The sequence below is a fragment of the Pseudomonas sp. NPDC087814 genome (assembly GCF_044742865.1).
In the GTDB taxonomy this organism is placed as follows: Bacteria; Pseudomonadota; Gammaproteobacteria; order Pseudomonadales; family Pseudomonadaceae; genus Aquipseudomonas.
On record NZ_JBIUVK010000045.1, the window covers coordinates 15,052 to 27,480 of the forward strand.

The 12,429-nt window shown below is 61.5% G+C and carries 13 protein-coding genes and 1 tRNA gene; 6 read left to right on the plus strand and 8 right to left on the minus strand.

The features are described from left to right. Positions 1-783, plus strand: a complete 783-nt coding sequence (locus tag ACIOMR_RS24625) for a divergent polysaccharide deacetylase family protein (protein WP_008435686.1) — start codon at positions 1-3, stop codon at positions 781-783. Positions 784-857: 74 nt separating this feature from the next. Continuing rightward, positions 858-2,162, plus strand: a complete 1,305-nt coding sequence (locus ACIOMR_RS24630) for a Vps62-related protein (protein WP_401196879.1) — start codon at positions 858-860, stop codon at positions 2,160-2,162. Here the strand turns inward: ACIOMR_RS24630 and ACIOMR_RS24635 are convergent. From ACIOMR_RS24635 to ACIOMR_RS24665, 7 genes are all read right to left on the minus strand, one after another. Then, the gene (locus ACIOMR_RS24635; RefSeq protein WP_003218028.1) at positions 2,115-2,873 is read right to left on the minus strand and encodes an ABC transporter substrate-binding protein; all 759 of its coding nucleotides are present in this window, start codon (positions 2,871-2,873) and stop codon (positions 2,115-2,117) included. The two genes, ACIOMR_RS24630 and ACIOMR_RS24635, sit on opposite strands and share 48 nt — an antisense overlap. Positions 2,874-2,939: 66 nt before the next feature. Further along, positions 2,940-3,710: an imidazole glycerol phosphate synthase subunit HisF gene (hisF, locus tag ACIOMR_RS24640; RefSeq protein ID WP_003218030.1), complete on the minus strand. Its 771-nt coding sequence runs from the start codon at positions 3,708-3,710 to the stop codon at positions 2,940-2,942. A gap of 9 nt (positions 3,711-3,719) precedes the next feature. Further along, a complete protein-coding gene (gene hisA, locus ACIOMR_RS24645; protein WP_008435688.1) occupies positions 3,720-4,457 on the minus strand; it encodes a 1-(5-phosphoribosyl)-5-[(5-phosphoribosylamino)methylideneamino]imidazole-4-carboxamide isomerase in 738 nt (245 codons plus the stop codon). Between the two features lie 39 nt (positions 4,458-4,496). Beyond that, entirely contained in the window at positions 4,497-4,754 is a 258-nt protein-coding gene (locus ACIOMR_RS24650; RefSeq protein WP_003218033.1) for a DUF2164 domain-containing protein, read from the minus strand. Further along, positions 4,754-5,392, minus strand: a complete 639-nt coding sequence (gene hisH / locus ACIOMR_RS24655; protein ID WP_003218034.1) for an imidazole glycerol phosphate synthase subunit HisH — start codon at positions 5,390-5,392, stop codon at positions 4,754-4,756. The genes ACIOMR_RS24650 and hisH overlap by 1 nt, the downstream gene beginning before the upstream one ends. Further along, a complete protein-coding gene (gene hisB, locus ACIOMR_RS24660) occupies positions 5,392-5,985 on the minus strand; it encodes an imidazoleglycerol-phosphate dehydratase HisB (protein ID WP_003218037.1) in 594 nt (197 codons plus the stop codon). The genes hisH and hisB overlap by 1 nt, the downstream gene beginning before the upstream one ends. Positions 5,986-6,241: 256 nt before the next feature. Further along, positions 6,242-7,903: an OFA family MFS transporter gene (locus tag ACIOMR_RS24665; RefSeq protein ID WP_102367922.1), complete on the minus strand. Its 1,662-nt coding sequence runs from the start codon at positions 7,901-7,903 to the stop codon at positions 6,242-6,244. A 295-nt stretch (positions 7,904-8,198) separates the two neighbouring features. Here ACIOMR_RS24665 and ACIOMR_RS24670 point away from each other — a divergent pair, with 295 nt between their 5' ends. The 4 genes from ACIOMR_RS24670 to ACIOMR_RS24685 all read left to right on the plus strand — a co-directional run bounded on the left by ACIOMR_RS24670 (position 8,199) and on the right by ACIOMR_RS24685 (position 11,927). After that, positions 8,199-10,415, plus strand: coding sequence for an AsmA family protein (locus ACIOMR_RS24670; RefSeq protein WP_401196886.1), 2,217 nt, complete (start codon positions 8,199-8,201; stop codon positions 10,413-10,415). Continuing rightward, entirely contained in the window at positions 10,412-11,479 is a 1,068-nt protein-coding gene (gene mutY / locus ACIOMR_RS24675; RefSeq protein WP_008435691.1) for an A/G-specific adenine glycosylase, read from the plus strand. Before ACIOMR_RS24670 ends, mutY begins: the two co-directional genes overlap by 4 nt. Then, a complete protein-coding gene (locus ACIOMR_RS24680; RefSeq protein WP_087693327.1) occupies positions 11,476-11,748 on the plus strand; it encodes an oxidative damage protection protein in 273 nt (90 codons plus the stop codon). Before mutY ends, ACIOMR_RS24680 begins: the two co-directional genes overlap by 4 nt. Positions 11,749-11,851: 103 nt before the next feature. Then, a tRNA-Phe gene (locus ACIOMR_RS24685) sits at positions 11,852-11,927 on the plus strand. 91 nt (positions 11,928-12,018) lie between these two features. On the opposite strand, the gene ACIOMR_RS24690 is transcribed toward ACIOMR_RS24685, so the two are convergent. Further along, complete coding sequence (locus ACIOMR_RS24690; RefSeq protein WP_008435692.1) at positions 12,019-12,294, minus strand: hypothetical protein; 276 nt, start codon at positions 12,292-12,294, stop codon at positions 12,019-12,021. Positions 12,295-12,429: the final 135 nt, after the last annotated feature.

The window sequence follows — 12,429 nt, forward strand, 5'->3', positions numbered from 1 at the left end:
ATGCGCCGTGGACTGATCATCGCGTTGCTGTGCTGTCTGGCGGGAGTCGCCCAAGGCAACCCCGCCAGTGCAGCCCCCGCTGAACACAAAGCCTACCTGACCCTGATCATCGACGACCTTGGGCAAAACCTGCCCCGGGATCGTCGTGTGCTCGCCCTGCCCGGCCCGGTGACCACGGCGATCATGCCCGACACACCCCACGCCGCCGAATTCGCCCGCGAAGCCCACAAGGCCGGCAAGATCGTCATCCTGCACATGCCCATGGACCCGGCCACCGGCCCGTTCGCCTGGCACCCCGACCTGCCTATCGAAGAGCTGGGCAAACGCCTGGACGCGGCCTTCAAGGCCGTGCCCTACACCGCCGGCATCAACAACCACATGGGCAGCCGCATGACCGCCCAGCCGGAGGCCATGGCCTGGTTGATGGGTGAGCTGCAACGACGCCACAAGTTCTTCGTCGACAGCCGCACCAGCGCTAAAACCGTCGCCGCCGCCGAGGCGCAAAAGATTGGCCTGGCCAGCGTCTCGCGGGATGTGTTCCTCGACGACGAACGCACCGAAGCGGCCATCACCACCCAGCTGCAGACCGCGATCAAGCTGGCCCACAAACAGGGTTCGGCGGTGATGATCGGCCACCCTTATCCACAGACCCTGGCGGTACTCGAACGTGAGCTGCCCAAGCTCAAGGCCCAGGGCGTCGAGTGGATCGACATCAAGTTGATGATCAGCCTGCGCAGCAACCAGGCCATGGCCGGGCACGGAAAAAACGGCACTTACCGCTAGTGCTATATAGCTACCGCGCCTGACCGAGCGGACTCTCCGATAGTGGATCTTCGTATCCACTGGAGAGTCTGTAGATGAACTCACTGCAATACAAAGACCTGCTGATCAACTTCACCACCGAGTTCGTTCCTGTATGGAACGACAAAGGCACTCGCGCCGAGAAACCCGTGACCTTCTGGCGCCCGAGCACATCCTCCGACGCGCTGGGCAACTTCGTCCCGCTGGGTGATGTGGCCGTGGCGGGTTACCACAACATCAATCAACTGAACATCGTCGCTGTTGTCAGCGAAGTTGACCGGGAGAATGGCACCGCCTTGCGGCCCCCCGTCGACTTCGAGAGAGTCTGGGAACACTCGGGACCAAGGGCACGCGCCAATTTCTCAATCTGGCGGCCCACCGCTCCAGAAGGTTATGTGGCGATGGGGCTGGTCTGTGGCCTCGGTAACGACAAACCACCACGCAATACCATCCGCTGTGTCAGAGAAGACCTGGTGACTCAGGCCTATGTCGACCAGTTGATCTGGAGCGACCAAGGCAGCGGCGCCCACCGGGACTTCAGCGCCTGGGGTGTCTCCCCGTCGCAAGCAGCTCCTGCCCAAGCCTACCTGGCACCGGGCACCTTTACCGGCGCCGAGGGCTATGCCAAGCCAACCAGGCAAAGCCCGGTGCACGCCCTGCGGCTGGACCTTGCGCTTCATTCCGAAGATTTGCCGCCACTTTCACCCGAAATGGCACCAGGACGCACGATGCCGGAGCAGGTAACAGAGGGCATTCATGTGTGCGAACTGCCCTGGTTTACCGTGAACGACCCGACCCTGACGCCCCTGGAAAAACTGCAAACGTGCCCGGTATATCGGTTGAAAAGAATCGACCAGTACAGCTTGGTGGCCAGCGGTCAAAACACCACGCCAGCAAGCCAAACCTTCAGTTGGGTATTCGCAAAAGGAGAGATCAGTGACTTCTCCATGGGCCTGCGCGCCTTGACCGGCGTCGATATAAAGGCTGCCTGGGCACCCCGGCATCCGTTGAGTATCAGTGCCAACCTCAATCGCGACTTCACGCATACGGGCTTGACCGCACAAGGCTGGGAACGGGAGGGCGTGGCGGATGTGATGGCTTACATCCCGGCGAATAAATCCATCGCTGCCTACCTGGTCAAAAGCCGATACGAGCTATTGCGGGCTGACGGCAGCCAGCTCGGGCCAACCCTGACCTATGCCAGCGGAGATAACGTCTACTTCAGCGAGCTGCTGCAACCTGAAGCGGCGGTTACTGCTGTTGAGGAGCCAGAGGAAGTACCAGCAGAGGTGCCCGAGCCCACAGAAAACAACCTAGAGATAACGCCCCATGATTTCATCGACGACACCCTCCTGCCGTAACTGATCGAGGGCCGCCTGGAGTTTCGCCACTACGTCATCCGGCACGTTTTTGTTCAGCGCCAGGTACAGCTCCGCGCTGTTGAAACGCAACACAGTCTTGAGCCCGGTCACCCCGACCTGGCGTGCCAGATAACGGCCCGCCGGGTCCCCGGTGGCCCACAGGTCGATCTGGCCATCCACCAGCTTTTTCGCGTTGTCCTGATCCCGCAACACGATCACCGGCTTGAGCCCCTGCTTCTCCAGGCTCTCGGCGATGGCGTCGCCCTTGTAGGCGCCGATCTTGTAGCGCCGCGCCTGCTCAAGGTCGCTCAGCTGGATCTTGCTGTCAGCCTTGGCCAGCAGCACCCAATCGTCCGGGCCGATGGGGCCGACCCATTTGAACAGCGCCTCACGGTCCGGCAAGCGCGCCATCACGAACACGCCGTAACCGGGTTTTTCCAGGGCGAGTTTGTAGATCCGGTCCCAAGGGAACCGCAGGGTCAGGTTGTAGGAAATACCGGCACGCTGGAACGTCTCGCGGACGATGTCCACGGCAATGCCTTCGATGTTCTCTTCCTTGGCGAAGTTCTTGCCGTTTTTCGCCATGTTGTACGGCGGGAAGTTTTCCGTCAGCAACACCAGGGAAGCGCCGTCGGACGGTTCATCAGCGTAAGCCGAACCCGTCAGCAGAACGGTGGTACTGGCGAGGGCGAGCAGCAGGTCTTTGAACATGAAAGTTACCGGAATCCATGGCAAGCCCAGAGAGTGCCGCGAGCCTGCCATGGTGTCCAGTGACGTTTAGCGTACGACGATACCGCGCGCCGCCATGTAGGCCTTGGCCTCAGGCACGGTGTATTCGCCAAAGTGGAAAATACTCGCCGCCAGCACTGCGCTGGCGTGGCCTTCGATCACGCCGTCGGCCAGGTGCTGCAGGTTGCCGACGCCGCCGGAAGCAATCACCGGGATGCCCAGCGCGTCGCTGATGGCGCGGGTCACGCCCAGGTCGAAGCCGTTTTTCATGCCGTCCTGGTCCATGCTGGTCAGCAGGATTTCACCGGCACCCAGGGCTTCCATCTTCATCGCCCACTGCACGGCATCCAGCCCGGTCGGCTTGCGCCCGCCGTGGGTGAAGATCTCCCAGCGCGGGGTTTCGCCCGGGCCGGAGACTTTCTTGGCGTCGATGGCAACCACGATGCATTGCGAACCGAAGTGCTGTGCGGCTTCGCCGACAAATTCCGGGTTGAACACCGCCGCGGTGTTGATCGAAACCTTGTCCGCGCCGGCATTCAGCAAGTTGCGAATGTCCTGCACGGTGCGCACGCCACCGCCCACGGTCAGCGGGATAAACACCTGGCTGGCCATGCGCTCCACGGTATGCAGCGTGGTGTCGCGACCATCGACGCTGGCGGTGATGTCGAGAAAGGTAATCTCGTCGGCACCCTGTTCGTCGTAGCGACGGGCGATTTCCACCGGGTCGCCGGCGTCACGGATGTTCTCGAACTTGACGCCCTTGACCACGCGACCGTTGTCGACGTCCAGGCAAGGGATGATGCGTTTGGCCAGCGCCATGGTCAGTCCTCAGCCGTTGTAGGCGTCGCAGTAAGCCTGGGCTTCAGCGACGTCCAGGGTGCCTTCATAGATCGCCCGGCCGGTGATCGCGCCGATGATCCCCGGCGCCTTCGCGTCCAGCAGCGACTTGATGTCGCCCAGGTTGTGGATACCGCCGGAAGCGATCACCGGGATCCTGGTGGCGGCGGCCAGCGCAGCGGTGAACGGTACGTTGCAGCCCTGCATCATGCCGTCTTTGGCGATGTCGGTATAAACGATGGCGGAGACGCCGTCGGCTTCAAACTGCTTGGCGAGGTCGATCACCTGGACGGTGCTGATCTCGGCCCAGCCGTCGGTGGCGACGAAACCGTCCTTGGCGTCCAGGCCCACGATCACTTTGCCGGGGAACGCACGGCAGGCTTCGGCGACGAAGGCCGGGTCTTTCACGGCCTTGGTGCCGATGATCACGTAGCTCACGCCTGCTTTCACGTAGTGCTCGATGGTTTCCAGGGAGCGGATACCGCCGCCGATCTGGATCGGCAGGTTCGGGTAGCGCTTGGCGATCGCCGTGACGACTTCACCGTTGACCGGCTGGCCTTCGAACGCACCGTTCAAGTCCACCAGATGCAGACGACGGCAACCGCCTTCCACCCACTTGGCAGCCATGCTCACCGGGTCATCGGAGAACACCGTGGAATCTTCCATGCGGCCCTGGCGCAGACGTACGCAGGCGCCGTCCTTGAGATCGATTGCGGGAATAATCAGCATCTGGCAAACCTTATTCGATATTCAGCGTTGCTCGGGAAATCAGGGTTTCTCGAGCGCCCACAAGTCGCTTTCGATGCTTTCGAACCTTTCTTTAAGGTGCGTCTGCACATCGAAAATCGCCCTGTTGTAATAGTGCGGAGCAATTTCAGTGGTGAACAGTTCGAGGATTTCTGCGACCTCGAACGAGCCGAGCTTGAGCTCGAAGCGGTCTTCCATGAAACGCTTGATCTTGTCGGTGGCCTCACTCTCCTGCTGGGGAGTGAGGTTCAAGATCGGCGGCTTGACCTTCTTGGCCATTACCAGCGCCCGTCCCACGCGGCGAAGTTCTGCAGCAATTGCAGGCCATGGGTATGGCTCTTCTCCGGGTGGAATTGCACGGCAAAGCGCGAACCGTCGGCCAGGGCCGCGGCGAAGTCGACGCCATAGTGCCCGCCACCCACCACCTGGCGCGGGTTACCGGCGGCGATGTAATAGCTGTGTACGAAATAGAAACGCGCCAGGTCCGGCACTTCGTGCCACAGCGGGTGATCCACGGTCTGGCGCACTTCGTTCCAGCCCATGTGTGGCACCTTCAGGTGCTCGCCGTCTTCGTGCAGGTCCTTGCCGAAAAACTTCACCTGGCCCGGAAACAGACCGATGCAGTCGACGCCGTCGTTCTCTTCACTGCTGTCGAGCAAGGCTTGCATGCCCACGCAGATGCCGAGGAACGGCCGGTCCTGGCTCACTTCACGCACCAGGCTGTCGAAGCCCAGGCGGCGAATCTCGGCCATGCAGTCGCGAATCGCGCCAACCCCCGGGAACACCACCCGGTCGGCTTCGCGAATCACGTCGGCATCGCTGGTGATCAGCACCTTGCCGGCACCTACGTGCTCAAGGGCCTTGGCCACCGAGTGCAGGTTACCCATGCCGTAGTCGATAACCGCGACCGTCTGCATTACAGGACGCCCTTGGTCGACGGCATTTGCCCGGCCATGCGGTCATCCAGCTCCACGGCCATGCGCAGGGCACGGCCGAAAGCCTTGAACACGGTCTCGATCTGGTGGTGGGTGTTGGTGCCACGCAGGTTGTCGATGTGCAGGCTGACCAGGGCGTGGTTGACGAAACCCTGGAAGAATTCCTGGAACAGGTCGACGTCGAAGCCGCCCACGGTGGCGCGGGTGTACGGCACGTGCATCTGCAGGCCCGGGCGGCCGGAGAAGTCGATGACCACACGCGACAGCGCTTCATCCAGCGGGACATAGGCGTGGCCGTAGCGACGGATGCCTTTCTTGTCGCCGATGGCTTTGGCAAATGCCTGGCCCAACGTGATACCGACGTCTTCTACCGTGTGGTGGTCGTCGATATGCAGGTCGCCCTTGCTGACGATATCCAGGTCGATCAGCCCGTGACGGGCGATCTGGTCCAGCATGTGCTCAAGAAAAGGTACACCGATATCAAATCGGGCCTTTCCGGTGCCATCCAGGTTGATCGAGGCTTTGATCTGGGTTTCCAGAGTGTCGCGCTCGACGGACGCCTTACGTTCGGCCATCACCAGCTCCGCAAAATCATTGGGCGAAAAAGGCAGCCATTATAGGGGCGCGGGCGCTAAACAGAAACATCGGAGGGGATAAGACTGATGGAGTGTCGGGGATAGACATGTCAGTACAAGTGTGGGAGCAGCTTTGTGTGTGAGCGGGCTTGCTCGCGAAGGCGGTGGGTCAGCCAATACATGTGCTGACTGATCCATCGCATTCGCGAGCAAGCCCGCTCCCACACAAGCCCGCTCCCACAAGGGTTACGCGGTGTTAGTGGAACAGTACCGCAGTTTTCTGCAGGGTGACCCACACGCCCCACGCCAACGGAATACCCACCACCAGCCAGGCGGCAACCGCCAATGGCACGCTGCCGGAGGAGGCTTTCCACTCCAGCACGGTGCTGGAATCGGCGCCCTTGTCATGGCCCAGCGCCTGCTCGGCAGCCAGTTCGGCGTCGGTCATGAAGTACTTGTCTGCCACCGGCCGTACCAGCAGGTTGCAGATGAAGCCCAGCACCAGCAGGCCGGCGAGGATGTACAAGGTGATGTCGTAGGCGGCAGCGCGTTCAACGCCGATGCTCAACTGATACTCACGCAGGTAGTTCACCAGCACCGGGCCCAGTACGCCCGCCGCTGCCCAAGCGGTCAGCAGGCGACCGTGGATCGCACCCACCATTTGCGTACCGAACAGGTCCGCCAGGTAAGCCGGCACCGTCGCAAAACCACCGCCGTACATCGACAGGATGATGCAGAACGCCGCCACGAACAGCGCGACGTTACCCAGGTGACCCAGGTTCGGGATCAACGCGTACAGGGCAAAGCCAAGGGCGAAGAACACGAAGTAGGTGTTTTTACGGCCCAGGTAGTCGGAGAACGATGCCCAGAAGAACCGGCCACCGATGTTGAACAGGCTCAACAGACCGGTAAAGCCGGCTGCGATGGCCGCGATGGAAGCCAGTTGGCCGGCATCCAGTTGGCCAAATGCCAGGCCGTTACCCAGCAACTTGCCGCCGAACACTTCCTGCAGCAGCGGCGAAGCCATGCCGAGGATGCCGATGCCGGCAGACACGTTCAGGCACAGCACCAGCCACACCAGGCGGAATTGCGGGGTTTTCCAGGCCACGTTCACGTGCACGTGACGATGGGTGATCATCGCGTTGCTGGCTTTTTTCGCCGGGGCAGTCCAGCCCTCAGGCTTCCAGCCGGTAGGCGGAACGCGGTAGGACAAGGCGCCGCCGATCATGAACACGAAGTAGATCACGGCCATGACCACGAAGCTCTGCCACACGCCCACGCTGGTCGGCGAAGCGAAGTGGCCCATCAGGGCGGCTGCCAACGGAGCGCCAACCATCGCGCCGCCGCCGAAACCCATGATCGCCATGCCGGTAGCCATGCCGCGCTTGTCCGGGAACCACTTGATCAGGGTCGAGACCGGCGAGATGTAACCCAGGCCCAGGCCGATACCACCAATGACCCCGGAGCCGATCCACATCAGCCAGATCTGGTGGGTATAGATCCCCAACGCAGAGATCAGCAGGCCGCCACACCAGCACAAGGCCGAAACGACACCTGCCTTGCGTGGCCCGGCATGTTCCAGCCAGCCGCCCCAGATCGCCGCAGAGCAGCCGAGGAAGATGAAGAACAGGGTGTAGATCCAGCCCAGCATGGAGATGGGCCAGTCGCATTGCGACGAGAAGACCTGGCTGATGAAGCTCATGTCCGGCGCGCAGGCGACCGGTGCGGTGATCCCCAGCGCCTTGGACAACGGCAGCCAGAACACCGAAAAACCGTAGGCCATGCCGATACACAGGTGGATCGCCAGGGCGGCCGGTGGTACCAGCCAACGGTTGAACCCGGGCTTGGCGATAATGCGTTCCTTGGACAGGAACGCAGGCTGTGCAGCAGTATTACCCGCCGCAGTGCTAGTGCTCATTGGTGTTTCCCCCAGTTATTAGTATGTGTCCGTCGGGCGCTCTCTCCCTCGGCCTTACACGCAAGGCGTGGCCGTTTTGTTGAGTAAAGCTCCTTTTAAACGCGACGTTTAGTCGCAGACGGCAGACGAACATGCGCAGATTAGCATCTGTGGATGACAGAAAAACCAAACTGATATCACCTTTCTGGAGTTATCTGATTTGTTTGACGCCATGTAACGATCCCTAAACAGCCATAGGGCTACGAGCGTTATACTCTTCGGCTAAATTTTAAAATCGACATACAAGGACTCGCCCATGAAAGCGTTCGGCAAAATCCTGGGTCTGGTACTTCTCGGGCTGTTGCTGATCATTGTGGCTCTAGGCTTTGCCCTGACCCATCTCTTCGATCCCAACGACTACAAAGACGAGATTCGCCAGATTGCCCGCGACAAGGCCCACATCGAGCTGACGCTCAATGGCGACATCGGCTGGAGCCTGTTCCCCTGGCTTGGTCTTGAATTGCACGAGGCCAGCGTTGCGACCCTGACCAATCCGAGCCAACCGTTTGCCGACCTGCAGATGCTCGGCCTGTCGGTGCGCGTACTGCCGCTGCTGCGCCGTGAAGTGCAGATGAGCGATGTACGTGTCGAAGGCCTGAACCTGCGCCTGAACAAAGACGTGCATGGCCACGGCAACTGGGAAGACATCGGCAAGAATGTGCCGGACCCGGCTACCGCCGCCACCACGCCTGCCGTGGCTGAAGCGGCCACACCGCCCAAGCCTGAAAAGCCGCCGCAGCCGATCCGCCTGGACATCGACAGCCTGACCATCAACAACGCCCGCGTCGAATACAACGACGAGCAGACCGGCAAGCAGTTCAGCGCCGAAAGCATCCAGCTGAGTGCCGGCGCCGTGCACGAAGGTGCAAGCATCCCGGTCAAACTCACCGCGTTCTTCGGCACCAACCAGCCGCTGATGCGCGTCAAGACCGAGGTCAACGGCAACCTGCGCATTCAGCGCGCCCTCAAGCGCTACCAGTTCGAAGACATGAAGGTCACTGGTGAAGCCACCGGCGAGCCGCTGCAAGGCAAGACCGTGACCTTTTCGACCCAGGGCCAATTGCTGGTGGACCAGTCTGCGAATATCGCCGAATGGACCGGCATGAAGTTGTCGCTGAACCAACTGCGCGCCCTGGGCGAGCTGAAGGTCAACGACCTGGACAAGACTCCACAGCTCAGCGGCGCCCTGTCGATTGCCCAGTTTGACCTGGCCAAGTTCCTCGACAGCGTCGGCAACCCGCTGCCACCGATGGCCGCCGGCAGCCTGAGCAAGGTCGAACTGGTCAGCCGCCTCAAGGGCACGCCGACCAGCCTGGCGCTTGAAGACCTCAACCTGAAACTCGACGACAGCACCTTCACCGGTCGCGTGGCCGTGGATGATTTCGCCAGGCAATCCCTGCGGGTGCAGCTCAAGGCCGATACGTTCAACGCCGACAACTACCTGCCGGCCAAGTCCGAAGCCGCCAAGGGCGCTGCGGCCGCGCGCCAGGCTGAAGTGCAGAACAGCGAAGCCGGCGCCATGGCGGCCGGTGGCACCACACCGCTGCCGGACGCCCCGACCAAAGCCGCGTGGAGTACCGACAAGCTGCTGCCGCTGACCCGCCTGCGCACCCTGGACGTAAACGCCGACCTGTCCTTTGGCCAACTGACCCTGAGCAAGCTGCCGATCCAGAATGCCGCCCTGAAAGCCTCCGGCCTCGATGGCCAGCTCAAGCTCGATACCTTGAGCGGCGGCCTCTACAACGGCACCTTCCAGGCCAACGGCAACCTTGACGTGCGCCAGGACATCCCGCTGCTGGCGCTGCAAACCCGCATCAAGCAGGTACCGGTCGAACGCATCCTGCAAGCCCAGGGGCAGAACCCGCCGGTGAAGGGCCAGCTCACCCTCGACAGCAACCTCAACGGCCGCGGCAATAGCCAGAAAGCCCTGATCGACAGCCTCAACGGTACCGCCAGCTTCGCGATCAACAATGGCGTGCTGCTCAACGCCAACATCGAGCAACAGCTGTGCACCGGCATCGCCCTGCTCAACCGCAAGACCCTCAGCGGCGACCAGCGCGGCAAGGACACCCCGTTCCAGGAACTCAAGGGCAACCTGATCTTCCGCAATGGTGTGGCCAGCAACCCCGACCTGAAAGTGCGCATCCCGGGCCTGACCGTCAACGGCGACGGTGACGTCGACCTGCGCGTGCTGGGCATGGACTACCGCGTCGGCATTATCGTCGAAGGCGACCAGCGCGACGTGCCGGACCCGGCTTGCCAGGTGGGCTCCAACTTCCAGAACATCGAAGTCCCGCTGCGCTGCCGTGGCCCGCTGGAACTGGGCGCCAAGGCCTGCCGCCTGGACAAGGACGGCTTGAGCCAGGTCGCCATCAAGGCGGCAGGCAACAAGCTCGGCGAGAAGCTTGAACAGAAGCTCGACAAGGTCAATCCACAGCTGAAAGACGCGCTTAAAGGCCTGTTCAAACGATGAGAAACGAGCAGTTTTCAACGGCGGTGCTCGACTGGTACGACCGCCACGGTCGCCATGACCTGCCCTGGCAACAGGGCATCACGCCTTACCGGGTGTGGGTCTCGGAGATCATGTTGCAGCAGACCCAGGTCAGCACCGTGCTGAACTACTTCGACCGGTTCATGGCATCCTTGCCAACGGTCGAAGCCCTGGCTGCCGCGCCGGAAGACGAAGTGCTGCACCTGTGGACCGGGCTGGGTTACTACACCCGGGCGCGCAACCTGCAAAAGACCGCGAAGATCGTCGTTGCCGAATATGGTGGCGAGTTTCCCCGTGACGTCGAAAAACTCACCGAACTGCCCGGCATTGGCCTGTCCACCGCGGGTGCGATTGCCAGCCTGAGCATGGGCCTGCGAGCGCCGATCCTCGATGGCAACGTCAAACGCGTGCTGGCGCGCTTTACCGCGCAAGAGGGTTACCCGGGCGAGCCGAAGGTCGCCAAACAGCTGTGGGCCACCGCAGAGCGCTTTACGCCCCATGACCGCGTCAACGCCTACACCCAGGCCATGATGGACATGGGCGCCACCCTCTGCACCCGCAGCAAGCCCAGCTGCCTGCTGTGCCCGCTGGAAAAGGGCTGCGAAGCGCACCTGCTCGGCCTGGAAACCCGCTACCCGATCCCCAAGCCACGCAAGACCGTGCCCCAGAAGCGCACGCTGATGCCGATGCTGGCCAATGGCGAGGGCGCGATCCTGCTTTACCGTCGCCCTTCCACGGGCCTGTGGGGCGGTTTGTGGAGCCTGCCGGAGCTGGATGACCTGGCCGACCTGGAACACCTGGCCAACCAGCACTCGCTGGCGCTGGGCAAACACCAGGAGCTCCCGAGCCTGATCCACACCTTCAGCCACTTCCAACTGGCTATCGAACCCTGGCTGGTCCAGGTCCAGGAGTCTGCCCATCACGTGGCCGAGGCTGACTGGCTCTGGTATAACCTCGCCACCCCGCCGCGCCTGGGCCTTGCCGCCCCGGTGAAAAAACTGCTGAAGCGCGCGGCTGAAGTATTGAACGCAGGAGTTCCGTCATGACCCGCACCATCATCTGCCGCAAGTACCACGAAGAACTGCCCGCCCTGGAGCGCGCCCCGTTCCCTGGCGCCAAGGGCCAGGACATTTTCGACAACGTCTCCGCCAAGGCCTGGGCTGACTGGCAAAAGCACCAGACCCTGTTGATCAACGAAAAGCGCCTGAACATGATGAACGCCGAAGACCGCAAATACCTGCAGGGCGAGATGGACAAGTACTTTTCCGGCGAGGATTACGCCAAGGCCGACGGCTACGTGCCACCTGCTGAATAATTGATCAAAATTGGGGGTTGGCCCGTAAGCGACGGTAATAATTAAATATTTTTTGAAAACTTGCTTGACGACCCCCTGAAAAACCCGTTTAATGCGCCCCGTTGCCCAGATAGCTCAGTCGGTAGAGCAGGGGATTGAAAATCCCCGTGTCGGCGGTTCGATTCCGTCTCTGGGCACCACTAATTAGTTTCAGGTGGTGCAAATGTCATCTGAAACACACAAAAAACCCGCCTGGTGCGGGTTTTTTGTTGCCTGCCGTTTTTGACTCCTTCAGCCCCCGCCCCGCATCAACGTCAACACCGCAACCCGCTCCTGCTCGGAGATGTGAAAACCACTCTCCTCCACGCGCGCAATCCAATCCTGCGCCGAGAGCGACTCGCCAAAACGCACCAGGCGTCCGTAGCGCCTGAACACAGCCTCCAGCACGCTGATCATCGAGGGGTAGCTGCAGCCTCCGTCAAAACAGATGCTGAGGCCGCCAAGCCAGGAACGGCCGATCACGTGGGCACTACCGACGCTCTCGGCACCGGCATACTCAAAATCCATTTTTACTGCTTCCATGTCGCACCCAAACTCATCACCACGAAAGTACCCAAGCCTAGCAGGCGCCTGTTTTGCGGCAGGCTGCAAAGCGCTCCAATCAGACCAACCGGTCATCCAGGCGGCGACCATACAGTAAGA

Excerpts from the sequence above, each read along its gene's own strand:
- ACIOMR_RS24625 (WP_008435686.1), top strand. The coding sequence starts at position 1 with ATGCGCCGTGGACTGATCATCGCGTTGCTGTGCTGTCTGGCGGGAGTC.
- ACIOMR_RS24630 (WP_401196879.1), top strand. The coding sequence starts at position 858 with ATGAACTCACTGCAATACAAAGACCTGCTGATCAACTTCACCACCGAG.
- ACIOMR_RS24635 (WP_003218028.1), bottom strand. The coding sequence starts at position 2,873 with ATGTTCAAAGACCTGCTGCTCGCCCTCGCCAGTACCACCGTTCTGCTG.
- hisF (WP_003218030.1), bottom strand. The coding sequence starts at position 3,710 with ATGGCGCTGGCCAAACGCATCATCCCTTGCCTGGACGTCGACAACGGT.
- hisA (WP_008435688.1), bottom strand. The coding sequence starts at position 4,457 with ATGCTGATTATTCCCGCAATCGATCTCAAGGACGGCGCCTGCGTACGT.
- ACIOMR_RS24650 (WP_003218033.1), bottom strand. The coding sequence starts at position 4,754 with ATGGCCAAGAAGGTCAAGCCGCCGATCTTGAACCTCACTCCCCAGCAG.
- hisH (WP_003218034.1), bottom strand. The coding sequence starts at position 5,392 with ATGCAGACGGTCGCGGTTATCGACTACGGCATGGGTAACCTGCACTCG.
- hisB (WP_003218037.1), bottom strand. The coding sequence starts at position 5,985 with ATGGCCGAACGTAAGGCGTCCGTCGAGCGCGACACTCTGGAAACCCAG.
- ACIOMR_RS24665 (WP_102367922.1), bottom strand. The coding sequence starts at position 7,903 with ATGAGCACTAGCACTGCGGCGGGTAATACTGCTGCACAGCCTGCGTTC.
- ACIOMR_RS24670 (WP_401196886.1), top strand. The coding sequence starts at position 8,199 with ATGAAAGCGTTCGGCAAAATCCTGGGTCTGGTACTTCTCGGGCTGTTG.
- mutY (WP_008435691.1), top strand. The coding sequence starts at position 10,412 with ATGAGAAACGAGCAGTTTTCAACGGCGGTGCTCGACTGGTACGACCGC.
- ACIOMR_RS24680 (WP_087693327.1), top strand. The coding sequence starts at position 11,476 with ATGACCCGCACCATCATCTGCCGCAAGTACCACGAAGAACTGCCCGCC.
- ACIOMR_RS24690 (WP_008435692.1), bottom strand. The coding sequence starts at position 12,294 with ATGGATTTTGAGTATGCCGGTGCCGAGAGCGTCGGTAGTGCCCACGTG.